This is a genomic window from Sphingobium sp. FW306-1B-F04DB, from assembly GCF_058781925.1.
This window is the reverse complement of record NZ_JBYSXE010000024.1, coordinates 39,720-55,680: the sequence shown is the minus strand read 5'-3', so window position 1 is coordinate 55,680 and position 15,961 is coordinate 39,720. Positions and strand designations below refer to the sequence as shown.

The window sequence follows — 15,961 nt, the reverse complement described above, 5'->3', positions numbered from 1 at the left end:
ACCCCAATCCTTCCCTCCCCCGCAGCGCGCGATAGGCGATCGCGATCAGCGCAAGCGCGCCAAAGCCCGCTGCAGCGCCGATCAGCCGGTCTGTGAGCGGGATGCCGAGCCCGACGGCTCCCGCGACGAGGCCCAGCGCGCCCAACGGCAATGTCAGCCGGTCGGGCAGCCAGAAATGTTCCGCATCCAGCGCGGCGAGCGCGAGCAGGAACCAGCCGAAGACCGCGCCGGTGATGCCCGGCAGGTCGGGCGAGGCAAGCAGCGCGCTCGCCCCGATCAGCGCCGCGCCGATCTCGATCGCGAGATGCCGGCGGTCGATCGCGGCGCCGCATGCGCGGCAGCGGCCACGCTGGATCAGGTGGCTGAGGATCGGCACCAGCTCGGCCGTCCCCAGCGCCTTGCCGCACGCCTCGCAACGCGAGCGCCCGCCGATCACCGACTCGCCGCGCGGCCAGCGGACAACGAGGTTGGCGATGAAGCTGCCGAAGATCGCGCCGAGCATGGCGCCGGCGAGCGGGAGAGAAAGGTGAAGGCTCACGCGATCGTTACCCACCGCCCATGAGGTCACCCTGAACTTGATTCAGGGTCCATGAACACTGCCGGATCAAGATCGGCACCATCGCGTGCATGGATGCTGAATCGAGTTCAGCATGGCGGCGTGGAAGCACCCGCATCAGCCTTAACCAAGGTCGCCGGCAAGCGCCAAAATCCGTTCGGCCTGTTTCAAATGCGGGCGGTCGATCATCTTGCCGTCGAGCGAGAGCGCGCCCGCATCAGGGTTGGCCGCAAAGGCGGCGACGATCGCACGCGCGTGCCCGATTTCGGCCTCGCTCGGCGTGAAGGCTGCGTTGATGACCGGCACCTGGCTCGGGTGGATTGCCATCATGCCGGTGAAGCCGTCGCGCCGACCGCGTGCTGCATAGGCAGCAAGGCCGTCCAGGTCCTTGAACGCGGGATAGACCGTCTCGATCGCCTGCACACCCGCGGCATGCGCACCGAAAAGCGCGAGCGAACGCGCCATTTCGATCGGCGCGGTATAGCGGCCATCGGCCTCGCGCGCGGCGGTGGCGCCGATCGCGGCGGGGAGGTCTTCGGCGCCCCAGGTCAGCCCGATCAGCCGGTTGGTGACGCCGCCATAGGTGCCAAGCTGGAACATCGCCGCGGGCGTTTCGGTCGCGATGGGAAGGATCACCACATCCTTCGTCCGCGCCCAGTCGAGCTTGGAGTCGAGCGCCTTGAGCGACTCTCGTCCCTCCGCCTTGGGAAGTACGACGCCATCGGGCTTGCCGGGCAGCACCGCTGCCAAGTCGTCATCGGTCATGCCGCTGTCGAGCGGATTGACACGGACGAAGAGCGGCACAGCGCGCCCGTCAGGGCGAGCGGTGTTTTCGAGGAAGGCACGAACGCTCTCGCGCGCCGCGTCCTTTTGCGTCAACGCCACCGCATCCTCGAGATCGAGGATCAATGCGTCGGCGCCGCTTGCAGCCGCCTTTTCCATGCGATCGGGACGATCGCCCGGGACGAACAGGAGCGAGCGGAGCTTCATGCGGGCTTCGTCTTAAGCAGCGCCATGCGGAGGCACGAACAGACCTCCTCGTCGCGCTGGTTGATCATCGAATGACGGAAGGTGACGATGCCCGCATCGGGACGTGAGCGGCTGCCGCGCAATTCCATGATCTCGGTCTCGGCGCGCAGCGTGTCGCCGATGAAGACGGGCTTGGGCATCACGACCTTGTCATAGCCCAGATTGGCGACGAGCGTGCCGAGCGTTGTGTCCCCCACCGATAGGCCGACCATCAGCGAGAAGGTGAAGGTGCCGTTGACGAGGATCTGGCCGAACTCGCTCGCCTTCGCGGCCTCGACATCGAGGTGCAGCGGCTGCGGATTGTGCGTCATCGTCGAGAAAAACAGGTTGTCGGTCTCGGTGACCGTGCGGCGCAGATCGTGTTTGATGACGTCGCCTACGCACCACTCGTCGAAAAACTTCCCCGCCATCAACCCAATCCTCCAAAGCCCCTGCCCGCGGTCCAGCCGCCGTCGGCAGGGATAACCACACCCGAAACATAGCGCGCCGCATCCGAGGCCAGGAACAGGCATACATCAGCGACATCGTCGACGGTGCCCATGCGCTTGAGGGGCACCGACTCCGCCGAACGCTTCTTCGCCTCGGGGGTGGGCGCGAGCCGCTCCATTCCCTCGGTGCCCTCGATGGGGCCGGGTGAGACCGAATTGACGCGCACGCCCTCCGGCCCCCACTCGATCGCGAGCGTCTTGGTGATCATGTCGACCCCCGCCTTGGCGGCGCAGACATGCGCCTGAAATGCCATCGGGATGAACGCCTGCGGCGCCGAGATGTTGATGACCGCCGCGCCCGGCTTGACGAGTGCGCCATAAGCCGCACGCATGACGTGGAAGGTGCCGACACAATCGATGTCGATCACTGCCTTGAAGCCGTTGGGGCTGAGTGCAGCGGCGGCCGCCGGAAAATTGCCAGCCGCGCCCGAGATCAGCACATCGATCTGCCCGCGCTTCGCCTTGTGATCGTCGATCGCGGCCTGAACCGCGTCGAACTCGCGGACATCGAGCGCATAGCCGAGCGCGTCATGCGTGTGCGACAGTGCCGCGCGCGCGGCCTCGACCTTTTCCGGGTTGCGGCTGGCCACCGCCAGCTTCGCCCCGGCACGCGCAAAGGCGTGCGCGATGCCGAGATTGATTCCGCTGGTGCCCCCGAAGACGAAGACATTCTTTCCCGAGAAGTCGAATACCGGCATCGTCATGGCTGCCTCTCCTGTCCGATCTTCGCAAAGCTCACGCATGTGAGCAAATCAGTAAAACAGAAAAACCATATCAATCAGTAACTTACGCACCATACACCGGCGGCCCCCTGTAGGACAGGCCCGCTGCACATCTTGTAACCCGGCACGCTCCGCCGGGGTAGTTCGGCTATCAGTCTCCGGCCTGATCGATCCGCACCAGCAACGTGCCCTCGGACACCTGCCCGCCCGCCTCGGCATTGAGTTCGGCGACGACGCCGTCAAAAGGCGCGACGAGGCTGTGTTCCATCTTCATCGCCTCCAAGGTGACGAGCTTCTGGCCCTTGGCAACGCTGGCGCCAGCCGCGACATCGACCGCGATGATGCGGCCGGGCATGGGGGAGAGGATGGCGCCGTCGGCTGCGGTGCCGCCGGTCATTCCTCGGGGCCGATACAGAGATACAGACGTCGATGAACCTCGCTCGGTCAGGATCAATTCTGATCCATCCACACTTCGCATCGAACCAGTGAAAAGGGAATCTCCCACTTCGCGATAAGTTGGCTGCTCGTCCGCTACATCGAGCTCAACACGCTCAGCGTTTACGCTCAGGACAATATTCTGGTTGGCAGGCGCATTGAGGCGCCAGCCGAACTCCGGGTTGACCGTTGGCGACTTCGGCTGTGTCTCGGCCGTCAGCCATGCGGAGCCATACCCGGCAAGAATAGCTCCCGCCTTCTGGAGCAGGGCGGGAGAAACCGGATCACGCGTGGTCCACGTCTCACCGGCTCTTGCGATTAGGCCAGTGTCGATTGTGCCTTCCTGGAACTGTTCGGAGCGCAGCGCCTTGGCGACAAAGCTAGCATTGGTACGAACTGGCCATATCGACATATCGTCGAGGGCCTGGGCCAGACCGTCGATCGCCAAATCTCGCGTTGAGGCTCGACAGATAATCTTTGCGATCATCGGGTCATAAAAGGGACTGACCTCCGATCCTTCGACGACGCCGGTATCAATGCGAATGTCCTCCGCCGGGGGCCAGCCGTCAGAGAAATTGAACGGCAATATCTGAAGCTTGCCAATCGAGGGCAGAAACTCGTTTGATGGATCCTCCGCATAAAGCCGCGCCTCCATCGCCCAGCCGTTGATGCTGAGTTCGCTCTGCTTCTTCGGCAGCGGCTCGCCCGAGGCGACACGGAGCTGCCATTCGACGAGGTCCTGCCCGGTGATCTCTTCGGTCACGGGATGCTCGACCTGGAGGCGCGTGTTCATTTCCATGAACCAGATGCGGTCGGCGCGGAGACCCTCCGAGGCATCGGCGATGAACTCGATGGTGCCCGCGCCGACATAGTCCACGGCTTTCGCGGCGCGGACCGCGGCGGCGCAGATCGCTTCGCGCGTCGCCTCGTCCATGCCGGGCGCGGGGGCTTCCTCGATCACCTTCTGGTGGCGGCGCTGGAGCGAGCAGTCACGCTCGAAGAGGTGGACGATGTTGCCGTGGGTGTCGCCGAAGACCTGCACTTCGATGTGGCGTGGACTAAGGATGTATTTCTCGATCAGCACGCGATCGTCGCCGAAGGAGGATGCGGCCTCGCGCTTGCAGGAGAGCAGCGCGTCGGCGAAGTCCGCCGCCGCATCGACGCGGCGCATGCCCTTGCCGCCGCCGCCCGCGACCGCCTTGATGAGGACGGGATAGCCGATCGCGTCGGCTTCGAACTTCAGGAGATCGGGATCCTGATTTTCGCCGAGATAGCCGGGCGTGGTGGGGACGCCCGCATCCTGCATCAGCTTCTTGGCGGCGTCCTTGAGGCCCATCGCGGTGATGCTGGAGGGTTTGGGGCCGACCCAGATGAGGCCGGCATCGATCACGGCTTGTGCGAATCCCGCATTCTCCGAAAGGAAGCCGTAGCCGGGGTGGATCGCCTCGGCGCCCGTGGCCTTCGCCGCGGCGATGATCTTCTCACCGACCAGATAGCTTTCGCGCGCGGGCGACGGGCCGATATGGACGGCCTCGTCGGCCTGACGGACGTGGAGCGCCTTCGCGTCGGCGTCCGAATAGACCGCGATGGTGCGAATGCCCATGGCGCGCGCCGTCCGGATGATGCGGCAGGCGATTTCGCCGCGATTGGCGATGAGGAGGGATTTGATCATGATGCGTCACCGTGCAAAATCCTCCCCGGCACGGGGAGGGGGACCGTGCGAAGCACGGTGGAGGGGCTGGCAGGATGCTGACGGGACCGGGGGCGACGATCGCGAAAGCGCGAAAGCTGCGGCGAACGATGAGCTTGCCTGAGGTTCTGCTGTGGCGCGAGCTGCGACGACGGCCGGGTGGCTTCAAGTTTCGAAGGCAGCATCCGGCCGGACCTTTCATTCTCGACTTTGCGTGCGTTGAAGCGCGGCTTGCGATCGAGATTGATGGAGATGCCCACAGCAGAACCGGCGCGCCTGATCGGGATATTGCACGAGACCAATGGTTGATGACGCAAGACTATCGAACGGTTCGCATTCCTGCGCGCGTAGTGCTCAAGGACATGAATGCGGTGATCTCGCTCATTGTGGCGGAATGCGAGGCTTTGGCGCAGCCCCTCCACCACCCTTCGGGTGGTCCCCCTCCCCGTATCGGGGAGGATTTGTAGGGCGCGCGCCATCACGCTATTCCCCGCAGCCCGTCGTGCGCTGGGACCAGGTGACGTTGAGCACCTTCCACTGGCCGTTTTCGCGCAGCAGGTCGAAATGGTTGACGCCGCAGTGGTGCGCCTTGCCGTCGGCGAGGAACACATAGCGGCCCCAGACCATCGCGATGTCGCCGTCGATGTCGATCGCGGGGTTGGTCATCCGCTCCTCGTGCTTTTGCGGCCCGGGCTTGATCCCGCCCGCAAAGTCGGTCCAGCTCATGCGGCGGATCGTGCGCCCGCCATCGGGCTTCTCGATCGCGACGGTGGCGGCGCCCTCGGCACGCACCTGGGCGAGGATGGCCTGCCCGTCATGCGCGGCGAGGCCGGCGAAGATGGCGTTGACCGGCACCATCACCGCGGCCTCGTCGCTCTGGTCGAACGGGATGGGATTGGCGGGAGGAAGCTTTTCCGACTGGGCGGCAAGCAGCAGGGCGAGAAGGACGCTCATCAATACTCCATTACATGCGGAACACGCCGAACGCGGGGCGCTCGGGAATGGGTGCCTCCAGCGTCGCGGCGAAGGCGAGGCCGAGGACGTCGCGGGTCTGCGCGGGGTCGATGATGCCGTCGTCCCAGAGGCGCGCGGTGGCGTGCCAGGGATTGCCTTCGTCCTCATAGCGCTGGCGGATCGGGGCCTTGAAGGCTTCGGCTTCCTCGGGCGTCCATTTCTCGGCGTCGCGGTGGACCGTGGCGAGCACCGAGGCGGCCTGTTCGCCGCCCATCACCGAGATGCGGCTGTTGGGCCAGGTGAAGAGGAAACGGGGCGAATAGGCGCGGCCGCACATGCCGTAGTTTCCGGCGCCGAAGCTGCCGCCGATCAGCACGGTGATCTTGGGGACGGTGGCGGTGGCGACCGCGGTGACGAGCTTGGCGCCGTGCTTGGCGATGCCTTCCGCCTCATACTTGCCGCCGACCATGAAGCCCGAGATGTTCTGGAGGAACAGCAAGGGCACGCGGCGCTGGCAGGCGAGCTCGATGAAATGCGCGCCCTTGACCGCGCTTTCGCTGAACAGCACGCCGTTATTGGCGAGGATCGCGACGGGCATGCCCCAGATATGCGCGAAGCCGCAGACGAGCGTGGTGCCGTAGAGCGCCTTGAACTCGTGGAACTCGCTGCCGTCGACGATGCGCGCGATCACCTCGCGCACGTCATAGGGCGCGCGGACATCCTGCGGGATGACGCCGTAGAGTTCGTGCGGGTCGTATCTGGGCGCGCGCGGTTCGACGCGTTTCACCCCGGGATCGTGCGGATGGTTCAGCGTCGAGACGATGTCGCGGACGATGGTCAGCGCATGTTCGTCATTTTCGGCGACGTGATCGACGACGCCCGACTTGCGGCCGTGAAGATCGCCGCCACCCAGATCCTCGGCCGAGATCACCTCGCCCGTCGCGGCCTTCACCAGCGGCGGGCCGGCGAGGAAGATCGTGCCCTGATTGCGGACGATCACGGTCTCGTCGGACATCGCGGGCACATAGGCGCCGCCCGCGGTGCAGCTGCCCATGACGCAGGCGATCTGCGGGATGCCCTTGGCCGACATATTGGCCTGATTGAAGAAGATGCGGCCGAAATGGTCGCGATCGGGGAAGACTTCGGCCTGGTGCGGCAGGTTGGCGCCACCGGAGTCCACGAGGTAGATGCACGGCAGGTTGTTGGCCTCGGCGATCTCCTGCGCGCGGAGATGCTTCTTGACCGTCATCGGGTAATAGGTGCCGCCCTTCACCGTCGCGTCATTGGCGACGATCATGCACTGGCGCCCCGAGACGCGGCCGATCGCGGCGATCATGCCCGCGCCGGGCACCTCGCCATGATACATGTCGCAGGCGGCAAGCTGGCCGATCTCGAGCAGCGGCGAGCCGGGATCGAGCAGGCGTTCGACGCGGTCGCGGGGGAGGAGTTTGCCGCGCGCGGTGTGCTTGTGGCGCGCCGCCTCGCTGCCGCCGAGCGCGGCCTTGGCGACGTCCTCGTAGAGCGTGTCGACCAGCGCCTTGTTATGCGCGGCATTGGCGCGGAACGCCTCGCTTTCGGTCGAGATTTTGGTGTCGAGAACGGGGGCGCTCATCGTGAAAGCCCCTCCCTTTCAAGGGAGGGGTTTGGGGTGGGTAGCGAACGACACATGTCGCGAGCGACGATGCTCGCCGACGCGGCGGCGTCGTAGGCGATCGCCTGACGGCGATCGCACCCACCCAGCGTCGGGTCGATCGTGCCCCCGGCACGATCTCGGATTGCTGGGAGCAATCCGACCCGCCACTCCCCTCCCTTGAAAGGGAGGGGTTCGTTATAAGTACTCATGCCTCAACTTCCTTCTTGCGGATGAGGTAGCGATAGACGCCGAACAGGTTGATCGCGAGCAGGACGATGTTCTGCACCGCAAGCGGCGTGGTGCCGTTGACGACGCCCGATATGATCCATGCGATCGACGCGAAGGCGAAGAGGACGAAGCCCCAGCCCGTGATGCGGCGGCTATGGTCCCAGGCGATCATCAGCGCGGCGATCATGCCCACGATCGAGGCGAACCATTCGACGGGGCCGTTCATGCGCGCCCTCCGTCATCCCGGACTTGATACGGGATCCATGAACACGATCGTGCCAAGATCGGACACGCAAGCGGTAATGGATGCTGAATCAAGTTCAGCATGACGGTGAAGGGGCTTTTCATGCGGCGCCCATCGGGTTGCTGACCTCGACGAGATTGCCGTCGGGATCGTGGAAATAGACCGACCAGATCGGGCCGGTGGCCCCTGCCCGCTCGACGGGTCCGTCGACAATCGCGATGCCCAGCGCCTCGAGATGCGCGACGAGTTCGGCCACGGGGGTTTCGGTCAGCACGCAGAAATTACCGCTGCCGGGCACGGTGTCGCGCGCGATCGAGGGTGCGGTGCGCGCGTCCTGCAGGCTGATCTTGTGCGGTCCGAAATGGAGCGACCATTTGCCCGGCCGCTCCTCGCGCGATTCCATGCCGAGCACGCGCTCGTAGAAGGCGCGCGTTGCCGCGACGTCGGCGACGCACAGCACGATGTGGTCGAAGCCGGTCAGCGCTGGCGCGCGGGTGGTCACGCGCCGATCAGTTCGCGGCCGATCAGCATGCGGCGGACCTCGTTGGTGCCCGCGCCGATGTCGAGCAGCTTGGCGTCGCGCAGGAAGCGCTCGACGGGCCAGTCCTTGGTGTAGCCCGCGCCGCCCAGCGCCTGGATCGCCTCGAGCCCTGCCTTCACGGCGTTCTCGGAGGCGAGCAGGATCGCGCCAGCGGCGTCGAAGCGCGAGGTCTTGCCCGCATCACAGGCCCTGGCGACCGCGTAGACATAGGCGCGCGACGAGTTGAGCGCGACATACATGTCGGCGACCTTGGCCTGCATGAGCTGGAAGCTGCCAATCGCCTTGCCGAACTGCTTGCGCTCGCGGACATAGGGGATGACGACGTCGAGGCACGCCTGCATGATGCCGAGCTGGACGCCCGAGAGCACCGCGCGCTCATAGTCGAGGCCTGACATCAAGACGCCGACGCCGCCGTTCATCGGCCCCATGACATTCTCTTCGGGAACGAAGCAGTCGTCGAAGACAAGTTCGGCGGTGGGGCTGCCGCGCATCCCCATCTTGTCGATCTTCTGCCCGATCGAGAATCCGGGCATGTCCTTTTCGATCAGGAAGGCGGTGATGCCCTTCGACCCCTCGCCCGTCTTGGCATAGACGACGAGTGTGTCGGCATAGGCCGCGTTGGTGATCCAGAACTTGGTGCCGTTGAGGACATAGCCGCCCTGCACCGCGTCGGCCTTGAGCTTCATGCCGACGACGTCGGAGCCCGCACCCGCCTCGGACATGGCGAGCGAGCCGACATGTTCGCCCGAGATCAGCTTGGGCAGATATTTCGCCTTCTGCTCAGTGGAAGCCCAGCGGCGGATCTGATTGACGCAGAGATTGGAGTGCGCGCCGTAGCTGAGCCCGATCGAGGCCGAGGCGCGGCTGACTTCCTCCACCGCGATGACATGTTCGAGGTAGCCGAGGCCAAGCCCGCCATCCTCCTCGTCGACGGTGATGCCGTGGAGGCCGAGCGCGCCCATTTCGGGCCAGAGTTCCTGCGGGAACCAGTCATCGGCATCGATCTTCGCGGCGAGCGGCATGATGCGCTCCTCCGCGAAGCGGCGCGTGGTCTCGCGGATCATGTCGGCATTCTCGCCGAGCGCGAAATCGAATTCGGGGGTTGCGATCATGGCTGAACTCTCCTGAGGGAAGGCTATCGAAGCCTTTGCGGCCTTCATAGCCCCGTGCGCACTATCGGAAAAATTGAAAGTTCAATGCAATCATAATAGGATCATCCTATGATCAACCGCACCCATCTGCGCCAGTTCCTCGCCGTGGTCGAGACGGGCAATTTCACGCGCGCCGCCAGCCGGATCAACGTGTCGCAGCCGACGCTGTCGGCAGGGATATCCGAACTCGAGAAGCGGCTGGGCGCGAAACTGTTCACACGGTCCAACCGCCGCGTCCAGCTGACCGAGGCGGGCAACCGGCTGCTCGGCCATGCGCGTACGATCGAGCGCGAGTTCGTGCTCGCCGAACAGAGCGTGACGGGGGTGTCCGCGCCGCTCAGGCCGATCCGCCTCGGCGTGCTCGCCACCGCGCCGACGGCGCTGCTCGAAACGGCGATCGCCAATTATCAAGGCGCCGAGCCCCTCGAAATCGTGGAGGGCGGGGAGCGCGAGCTGACGGCTGGGCTTGCCGGGGGGCAGATCGACCTTGCGCTGACGCTCCTTCGTCCGGGCGAAACGCGATTCCCGCGCGAAACGCTGTTCAGCGAAGGGTATCGCCTCGCCCTCCCCGACCGCCATGCATTTGCATTCCGCGAGAGCGTAGCGGCGGAGGAGGTTGCGGGCGAGACGATGATCGCCAGGCGTTCGTGTGAGGTGCTGCCCGACACGAGCCGATTCTTCACCGAGCGCGGTGTGCGTCCGCCCTTCAGCCTGCGCTCCGCGAACGACGACAAGGTGATGGCGATGGTGCGCGCGGGATTGGGCATCACGGTCGCCCCCGAGTCGTTGCAGGCGCCCGGCGTTGCGATGCCGCGCCTGTCCGGATTCGACATGACGCGCGAGATCGGCCTGCTGTTCGCGCCCGACTGGGAAGCGCATTACGGCGCGGATGCCGCGCTTGTCGGCGCGATCCGGACGGCGGCGCACGCTTTCCGGACGGACGGACAACGCGGTCATGTTGCGCTGCGGCAGAGCGCACCCTAGATCGCCTGCATCCAATGGAACAACCTGCGTGAGGACCCTGTTGCCATGACCACCGATCCCGTCGTTATCGTTTCCTATGCCCGCACCCCGATGGGGAGCTTCCAGGGCAGCCTTGCCGGCGCCAGCGCGACCGACCTCGGCGCGACCGTGGTGAAGGCCGCGATCGAACGCGCGGGCGTCGACGGCGACAAGGTCGAGCGCATCTATATGGGCTGCGTGCTGCCCGCGGGCCTCGGCCAAGCGCCCGCGCGCCAAGCCGCGCTCAAGGCGGGCCTGCCCAAGTCGGTCGAGGCGACCACGGTTAACAAGATGTGCGGTTCGGGCATGCAGGCCGCTATCATGGCCGCCGACACGCTGGCCGCCGGTTCCGCCGACCTCATCGTCGCGGGCGGCATGGAGAGCATGACCAACGCCCCTTACCTGCTCCAGAAACACCGCGGCGGCGCGCGCATGGGGCACGACCGCGTGATGGACCACATGTTCCTCGACGGGCTCGAAGACGCCTATGAACCGGGCCGCGCGATGGGCAGCTTCGCCGAGGAAACCGCGGGCGAATACCAGTTCACGCGCGCCGCGCAGGACGATTATTCGATCGCCTCACTCAGCCGCGCGCAGGAAGCGCAGAAGACCGGCGCGTTCGACCGCGAGATCGTTCCCGTCGAGGTCACCACGCGCAAGGGCGTCGAGACGGTGACGCTTGACGAGCAGCCCCCCAAGGGCAATGCGGAGAAGATCCCGACGCTGAAGCCCGCCTTCGCCAAGGACGGCACGATCACCGCCGCGACCTCGGCCTCGATCTCCGACGGCGCCGCGGCGCTGGTGATGACGCGCCAGAGCGTTGCCGACAAGCTGGGCCTCAAGCCCGTCGCGCGCATCGTCGCGACCGCGGCGCACGCGCATGAGCCCGCCAAGTTCACCACCGCGCCGGTCAGCGCGATCCGGAAGGCGCTCGACAAGGCGGGCTGGAGCGTGGGCGATGTCGACCTGTTCGAGGTCAACGAGGCGTTCGCCAGCGTGACGATGATCGCGATGCGCGACCTCGACATCCCGCACGACAAGGTCAATGTGAACGGCGGCGCCACCGCGCTCGGCCACCCGATCGGCGCCTCGGGCGCGCGCATCATGGCGACGCTGATCGCAGCGCTCCAGAACCGCGGCGGCAAGAAGGGCCTGGCATCGCTTTGCATCGGCGGCGGCGAAGCGACCGCGGTGGCGCTCGAGCTGGTGGATTGAGCTGAAATACCCCTGAGGACAGACGCATGATCGCGCTGCTCCAGAAGCCCTCTCCCGCCTTTGCGGGAGAGGGTTGGGTGAGGGTCTTCTTCTTCTTGGATTCAATCGCAATCCAACGCGCGGACGATCATCTCAAGGACCCCGTCAAAGCTCTCGATCACCTCGGTGTTCCAGAAGCGAAGCATGCGATAGCCTCGCGCCTCGAGATAGGCGGTGCGCTTCGCATCAACGGCGGCATTGTGCTGCCCGCCATCAAGCTCGACGATCAACCGCGCCTCGACACACAGAAAATCGACGACGAACGGACCGATGGTGGCCTGTCGACGAAACTTGAAACCGTCGAGCCGACGATCACGAACCGCCAACCATAATTTGCGTTCAACGTCGGTCATGTCGCCTCAGGCGCGCAGCATACGGGCTGATCTGTCGTCTTACGGGCCCCATGTGGATGAGAGTAAAAGAAATAAGACCCTCACCCAACCCTCTCCCGCAAGGGCGGGAGAGGGCTCAAAGGAAACGAGCGCAATCCGGTCGAAACCAGTCGGTACGCTACCTCCACCCGCCCTCAAGCGCCGCGCGCTCGGCGTCGGCGTCGAAGGGGCCTTGGGCGATCATGGGCTCGGCGGCGGCGAGGGTTTCGGCGCTGCCTGCCTGGCGATAGTCGGTACTCACCGCGCCGCTCATCACCTGCCTGAGCTGCCAGTCATCGCCCGCGCGGCAGGCGATGCCCGCGAGCGCGGCGCCTTCGAAGGTCCGGCACACCGCCCCCGCCTTGTCGCGGAAGGTGAGACCGATCCGCGTTTGGGCATCAGTCGGCTGGGTGGAAGCGAGCTGGGTGTCGAGCGCCGTCTCGAGCCCCGCTTGAGCGACGAGCGCGCCGTTGCGACTGGCGACAGGCGACGGATTGAGATCGATCCCCTGCCCCAGCAACAGACCGATCACGAGCGTCGCGGCCATCGCGGCAATGCTGCCGCGCGAAGGCGACCAGGTGCGCTTCACCCCGCGCGCATCGTCGAGCGCGACGACATTGCCTTCGAGCAAGGCCTTCAGCCGGTCGGGGACGGGTTCATCGGCGACGGGCGCGAAATGCCCCGCGACCCGCGCGCGCAGCGCGCGGTGTGCCTCCACCTGCTGCGCAAGCGCCGGATCCTCGGCGATCGCGCGTTCGACGCGCTTCGCGGTCAGGTCGTCGAGCTCGCCATCGGCATAGGCCATCAGCATTTCGGGATCGATCGTCATGCCGCCTCTCCAAGCTCGGCCATCAGCGCCGCCCGACCGCGCACGAGCCGCGAGGTGAGCGTGCCCATCGGAATGTCCAGAATTTCCGCGGCCTCCTTATAGGCAAGGCCTTCGACGAGCACGAGCGCGATCGCCTCGCGCTGTTCGGGCGGCAGCCGGTCCATGGCGCGCCCGACATCGCCCAGCTCGACCGCGGCCTCGATCTGCCGGTCGCCGGCGTCGCCCACATTCAGCCCCTCTTCCTCGGGTGCGAAGGTCCTGTCGCGCCGCGCCCGTGCGCGCGCTTCGTCGATCCAGAGGTTGCGCATGATCCGGTACATCCAGCTATCCAGTCTCGTCCCCGCCTGCCACTGGCCGCGCGCGTTGAGCGCCCGCTCGAGCGCGGCCTGACACAGATCGTCGCCATCGGCAGCGCTGCGCGACAGCGACAGCGCAAAGCGCCGCAGCCGCGGCAGCAGTGCCAGAAGGTCACGTTCGAATGCCGTCACACCATTGCCTTTTTGGCTCCATGCGGATGAAACGGGTGGCCCCGGGCGTTTCATCCCGTGCATGATGAAAAAAATGCGGAAAATTTCAATCGCCGATGGAAAGGTTTAGGCAGCGGACATGAAACGCGTTTCGAGGACGATATTGCTGACGGCGCTCGGCATGTTGCCCGTCGCGGTCGTCGCGCAAGTCGCGCTGCCCGGCCTTCCCGCGCCGGGTGGCGTGATCGACCGCGTCACCGATACGCTGCCGGTCGAGCCGGTCACTGCGCTGCGCCCCGCCGAAGCCGCGCGGCGCCTTGTCACCGAGCGGGTCGAAAGGCTCGAGGCGCTGGTGCGCGGCAATCGCGATACGATCGAGTTCGATGACGCGAGAAACCCCGCGGTACGCGGCGTGCTGGTGGCGACCGGGGCAAGCGCCGCAGACGTCGCGCGCGCCCAGCAGGGGGGCTTCGCGGTGATCGGGCGCGAGACGATCGAAGGACTCGACCTGAGCCTTGTCCGCTTCCGCGCGCCCGACGGGCAGCGTCTCGGATCCGCGCTCAAGCGGCTGCGCACGCTGCTCCCCGGGGTCGAGCTGGGCGCCGACCATCTCTATTTCACGAGCGGCGGCGGCGCAGGTGCGGCGGGTGGCGCGCTCGCGCAATCGGGTAGCGTAAGCGGCCCTGCCTTGGGGCTGATCGACGGCGGCGTCGCGCGGCATGCCGCATTGACCGGCGGCGTCGAACAACGCGGCTTTGCGAAAGGCGCCCCCGCGCCCAGCGCGCACGGGACCGCGGTGGCATCGCTGCTGACAGGCAATGGCGCCATCCGTGGCGCGGCGCCGGGCAAGCCGCTGCTCGTCGCGGATGTCTATGGCGACGATCCCGCAGGCGGCAGCGCCACCGCGATCGCGCGCGCGCTCGGCTGGATGGTGAGCCGGCGCACCAGCGTGGTGACGATGAGCCTGGTCGGCCCCGCCAATCCGCTGCTCGCCCGCGCCGTCGGCGCTGCACAGAACAGGGGGCTGGTGATCGTTGCCGCGGTCGGCAATGACGGGCCCGCCGCACCGCCCGCCTACCCCGCCTCCTATGCTGGAGTCATCGCGGTCACGGGGGTCGACGCGCGCGAGCGCGCGCTGGTCGAGGCGGGGCGCAGTGCGCATCTGGACTATGCCGCGCCGGGCGCCGACATGCGCGCAGCAGCCGTGGGCGGCAGCGCGAAGGTGCGCGGCACCTCCTACGCCGCGCCGCTCGTCGCGGGGCGGCTCTTCGCGCATTATCCGGCGGTCGGTCCGGCGCTGCGGCCGCTGGCGCTCCAGCGGCTGACGCGCGAGGCGCGCGATCTCGGCAAGAAAGGGCCCGACAAGCTCTACGGATACGGCCTTGTCTGCGGCGATTGCGCCAATCATTGAAAAATTTCGCGCATCCCGGGATTAAACCGGAACGCCCCCTCGTTAGCCGATTGAGAGCGCATCGCGGCGCTCCGGGTTCAACGAGGAGATGAACGATGAAAATCCTGTTTGCGACAAGCGCGACGCTCGCGCTCGTTCTCGCCGCGCCCGCCTCGGCGCAGCTGCTTGGCGGCGGTGGCGGAGCTGGCGGCCTGGGCGGCTTGGGTGGTCAGGTCGGCGGAACAATCGGCGGCGTGACCGGTGGCCTTTCGGGCGCAGGCCGCGCGGGCGGCGACGCCTCGGCCGAACGCAATATCGATCGCCGCTCGGGCAAGGCTTCGGCAAAGGCGCGCGGCAGCGGCAATGCGGACGGCTCGGGTTCGGCGTCGGGCGATGTGCTTGGCCAGACGCTGTCGGGCAGTGGCTCGGGCAGTGGTTCGGGCGCGGCCGAGGGCGGCGTCGCCGCACAGGCGGTCGGCACCGATTTCGTGCGCGGCACCGCCGGCCAGACGGTGGGCACCGCGCAGGGCGTCGCGGGTTCGGCGCGCGGTACCATTGACGGTGCGGCCAATTCGGCGGTCAGCGCGGGCGGCAGCGCCGCGGGCAGCGCGCAGGGCATGGCGCAGGGCAGCCTCGGCCAGCTCGCCGCGGCGGGCTCGGCGGCGGCGAACGCCGCAGGCAGTTTCGCGGTCCAGCCGGGCATGGCGATCGAGGATGCGCGCGGGCGTGCGATCGGCACGGTCGAAAGCGTCCGCACGACCGCGAGCGGCACGATCCAGTCGGTGCTCGTCACGGTCGGCGACAGGACCGCACTGGTCCCCGCGGGCAATTTCAGCGCCTCGGGCGATGCGCTCCTCTCCGCCATGTCGAAGGGCGAACTCAAGTCCGAAGCCAAGCGGCAGGATGAGGCGCCCGCCAGCGCATCGTCGCAGCGGTCCACGGAAAAGCCCGATCGCAACGACCGGCGCTGATCCTTA

Annotated in this window: 18 protein-coding genes; 5 read left to right on the top strand and 13 right to left on the bottom strand. The window is 66.6% G+C overall.

Features of this window, described 5'->3' with window-relative positions:
- From AC3WJD_RS12315 to AC3WJD_RS12295, 5 genes are all read right to left on the bottom strand, one after another.
- Nucleotides 1–538 (bottom strand): prepilin peptidase (locus AC3WJD_RS12315; protein ID WP_492746944.1); only part of this gene is annotated, 538 nt, incomplete at its 3' end.
- A gap of 141 nt (nucleotides 539–679) precedes the next feature.
- Complete coding sequence (locus tag AC3WJD_RS12310) at nucleotides 680–1,546, bottom strand: HpcH/HpaI aldolase/citrate lyase family protein (RefSeq protein WP_492746943.1); 867 nt, start codon at nucleotides 1,544–1,546, stop codon at nucleotides 680–682.
- A complete protein-coding gene (locus AC3WJD_RS12305) occupies nucleotides 1,543–1,995 on the bottom strand; it encodes a MaoC family dehydratase (protein WP_492746942.1) in 453 nt (150 codons plus the stop codon). Before AC3WJD_RS12305 ends, AC3WJD_RS12310 begins: the two co-directional genes overlap by 4 nt.
- Entirely contained in the window at nucleotides 1,995–2,777 is a 783-nt protein-coding gene (locus tag AC3WJD_RS12300) for an SDR family oxidoreductase (protein ID WP_492746941.1), read from the bottom strand. Before AC3WJD_RS12300 ends, AC3WJD_RS12305 begins: the two co-directional genes overlap by 1 nt.
- Nucleotides 2,778–2,946: 169 nt before the next feature.
- Entirely contained in the window at nucleotides 2,947–4,902 is a 1,956-nt protein-coding gene (locus AC3WJD_RS12295; RefSeq protein ID WP_492746940.1) for an acetyl/propionyl/methylcrotonyl-CoA carboxylase subunit alpha, read from the bottom strand.
- A 74-nt stretch (nucleotides 4,903–4,976) separates the two neighbouring features.
- Here AC3WJD_RS12295 and AC3WJD_RS12290 point away from each other — a divergent pair, with 74 nt between their 5' ends.
- Nucleotides 4,977–5,387 carry an endonuclease domain-containing protein gene (locus tag AC3WJD_RS12290; protein WP_492746939.1) on the top strand — a complete coding sequence of 137 codons (411 nt, stop codon included), beginning with the start codon at nucleotides 4,977–4,979 and terminating at the stop codon, nucleotides 5,385–5,387.
- A gap of 16 nt (nucleotides 5,388–5,403) precedes the next feature.
- Here AC3WJD_RS12290 and AC3WJD_RS12285 read toward each other — a convergent pair whose 3' ends face one another.
- The 5 genes from AC3WJD_RS12285 to AC3WJD_RS12265 all read right to left on the bottom strand — a co-directional run bounded on the left by AC3WJD_RS12285 (nucleotide 5,404) and on the right by AC3WJD_RS12265 (nucleotide 9,632).
- Nucleotides 5,404–5,874 (bottom strand): nuclear transport factor 2 family protein, encoded by a 471-nt coding sequence (locus AC3WJD_RS12285; RefSeq protein WP_492746938.1) that lies wholly within the window; start codon nucleotides 5,872–5,874, stop codon nucleotides 5,404–5,406.
- Nucleotides 5,875–5,884: 10 nt separating this feature from the next.
- Entirely contained in the window at nucleotides 5,885–7,486 is a 1,602-nt protein-coding gene (locus AC3WJD_RS12280) for a carboxyl transferase domain-containing protein (protein ID WP_492746936.1), read from the bottom strand.
- 226 nt (nucleotides 7,487–7,712) lie between these two features.
- Nucleotides 7,713–7,961 carry a hypothetical protein gene (locus tag AC3WJD_RS12275; protein ID WP_492746935.1) on the bottom strand — a complete coding sequence of 83 codons (249 nt, stop codon included), beginning with the start codon at nucleotides 7,959–7,961 and terminating at the stop codon, nucleotides 7,713–7,715.
- 118 nt (nucleotides 7,962–8,079) lie between these two features.
- A complete protein-coding gene (locus AC3WJD_RS12270) occupies nucleotides 8,080–8,481 on the bottom strand; it encodes a VOC family protein (RefSeq protein ID WP_492746934.1) in 402 nt (133 codons plus the stop codon).
- The gene (locus AC3WJD_RS12265; RefSeq protein ID WP_492746933.1) at nucleotides 8,478–9,632 is read right to left on the bottom strand and encodes an isovaleryl-CoA dehydrogenase; all 1,155 of its coding nucleotides are present in this window, start codon (nucleotides 9,630–9,632) and stop codon (nucleotides 8,478–8,480) included. Before AC3WJD_RS12265 ends, AC3WJD_RS12270 begins: the two co-directional genes overlap by 4 nt.
- 108 nt (nucleotides 9,633–9,740) lie before the next feature.
- On the opposite strand from AC3WJD_RS12265, the gene AC3WJD_RS12260 reads away from it, so the two are divergent.
- Both AC3WJD_RS12260 and AC3WJD_RS12255 read left to right on the top strand, forming a co-directional pair.
- A complete protein-coding gene (locus AC3WJD_RS12260; protein ID WP_492746931.1) occupies nucleotides 9,741–10,655 on the top strand; it encodes a LysR family transcriptional regulator in 915 nt (304 codons plus the stop codon).
- Between the two features lie 45 nt (nucleotides 10,656–10,700).
- Complete coding sequence (locus tag AC3WJD_RS12255) at nucleotides 10,701–11,888, top strand: acetyl-CoA C-acyltransferase (RefSeq protein ID WP_492746930.1); 1,188 nt, start codon at nucleotides 10,701–10,703, stop codon at nucleotides 11,886–11,888.
- A gap of 101 nt (nucleotides 11,889–11,989) precedes the next feature.
- Here the strand turns inward: AC3WJD_RS12255 and AC3WJD_RS12250 are convergent, their stop codons facing one another.
- From AC3WJD_RS12250 to AC3WJD_RS12240, 3 genes are all read right to left on the bottom strand, one after another.
- A complete protein-coding gene (locus AC3WJD_RS12250; protein ID WP_492746929.1) occupies nucleotides 11,990–12,280 on the bottom strand; it encodes an endonuclease domain-containing protein in 291 nt (96 codons plus the stop codon).
- 157 nt (nucleotides 12,281–12,437) lie between these two features.
- Nucleotides 12,438–13,127 (bottom strand): anti-sigma factor family protein, encoded by a 690-nt coding sequence (locus AC3WJD_RS12245; protein WP_492746928.1) that lies wholly within the window; start codon nucleotides 13,125–13,127, stop codon nucleotides 12,438–12,440.
- The gene (locus tag AC3WJD_RS12240; protein WP_492746927.1) at nucleotides 13,124–13,669 is read right to left on the bottom strand and encodes an RNA polymerase sigma factor; all 546 of its coding nucleotides are present in this window, start codon (nucleotides 13,667–13,669) and stop codon (nucleotides 13,124–13,126) included. The genes AC3WJD_RS12245 and AC3WJD_RS12240 overlap by 4 nt, the downstream gene beginning before the upstream one ends.
- Nucleotides 13,670–13,733: 64 nt before the next feature.
- Here AC3WJD_RS12240 and AC3WJD_RS12235 point away from each other — a divergent pair, with 64 nt between their 5' ends.
- Complete coding sequence (locus AC3WJD_RS12235; protein WP_492746926.1) at nucleotides 13,734–15,005, top strand: S8 family serine peptidase; 1,272 nt, start codon at nucleotides 13,734–13,736, stop codon at nucleotides 15,003–15,005.
- A gap of 95 nt (nucleotides 15,006–15,100) precedes the next feature.
- Nucleotides 15,101–15,955, top strand: coding sequence for a hypothetical protein (locus tag AC3WJD_RS12230; protein WP_492746925.1), 855 nt, complete (start codon nucleotides 15,101–15,103; stop codon nucleotides 15,953–15,955).
- Nucleotides 15,956–15,961 lie beyond the last annotated feature (6 nt).

What these genes read in the sequence shown, in the direction of transcription:
- AC3WJD_RS12310 (WP_492746943.1), bottom strand. Translation starts at nt 1,546, where the DNA reads ATGAAGCTCCGCTCGCTCCTGTTCGTCCCGGGCGATCGTCCCGATCGC.
- AC3WJD_RS12305 (WP_492746942.1), bottom strand. Translation starts at nt 1,995, where the DNA reads ATGGCGGGGAAGTTTTTCGACGAGTGGTGCGTAGGCGACGTCATCAAA.
- AC3WJD_RS12300 (WP_492746941.1), bottom strand. Translation starts at nt 2,777, where the DNA reads ATGACGATGCCGGTATTCGACTTCTCGGGAAAGAATGTCTTCGTCTTC.
- AC3WJD_RS12295 (WP_492746940.1), bottom strand. Translation starts at nt 4,902, where the DNA reads ATGATCAAATCCCTCCTCATCGCCAATCGCGGCGAAATCGCCTGCCGC.
- AC3WJD_RS12290 (WP_492746939.1), top strand. Translation starts at nt 4,977, where the DNA reads ATGCTGACGGGACCGGGGGCGACGATCGCGAAAGCGCGAAAGCTGCGG.
- AC3WJD_RS12285 (WP_492746938.1), bottom strand. Translation starts at nt 5,874, where the DNA reads ATGAGCGTCCTTCTCGCCCTGCTGCTTGCCGCCCAGTCGGAAAAGCTT.
- AC3WJD_RS12280 (WP_492746936.1), bottom strand. Translation starts at nt 7,486, where the DNA reads ATGAGCGCCCCCGTTCTCGACACCAAAATCTCGACCGAAAGCGAGGCG.
- AC3WJD_RS12275 (WP_492746935.1), bottom strand. Translation starts at nt 7,961, where the DNA reads ATGAACGGCCCCGTCGAATGGTTCGCCTCGATCGTGGGCATGATCGCC.
- AC3WJD_RS12265 (WP_492746933.1), bottom strand. Translation starts at nt 9,632, where the DNA reads ATGATCGCAACCCCCGAATTCGATTTCGCGCTCGGCGAGAATGCCGAC.
- AC3WJD_RS12260 (WP_492746931.1), top strand. Translation starts at nt 9,741, where the DNA reads ATGATCAACCGCACCCATCTGCGCCAGTTCCTCGCCGTGGTCGAGACG.
- AC3WJD_RS12255 (WP_492746930.1), top strand. Translation starts at nt 10,701, where the DNA reads ATGACCACCGATCCCGTCGTTATCGTTTCCTATGCCCGCACCCCGATG.
- AC3WJD_RS12250 (WP_492746929.1), bottom strand. Translation starts at nt 12,280, where the DNA reads ATGACCGACGTTGAACGCAAATTATGGTTGGCGGTTCGTGATCGTCGG.
- AC3WJD_RS12245 (WP_492746928.1), bottom strand. Translation starts at nt 13,127, where the DNA reads ATGACGATCGATCCCGAAATGCTGATGGCCTATGCCGATGGCGAGCTC.
- AC3WJD_RS12240 (WP_492746927.1), bottom strand. Translation starts at nt 13,669, where the DNA reads ATGAAACGCCCGGGGCCACCCGTTTCATCCGCATGGAGCCAAAAAGGC.
- AC3WJD_RS12235 (WP_492746926.1), top strand. Translation starts at nt 13,734, where the DNA reads ATGAAACGCGTTTCGAGGACGATATTGCTGACGGCGCTCGGCATGTTG.
- AC3WJD_RS12230 (WP_492746925.1), top strand. Translation starts at nt 15,101, where the DNA reads ATGAAAATCCTGTTTGCGACAAGCGCGACGCTCGCGCTCGTTCTCGCC.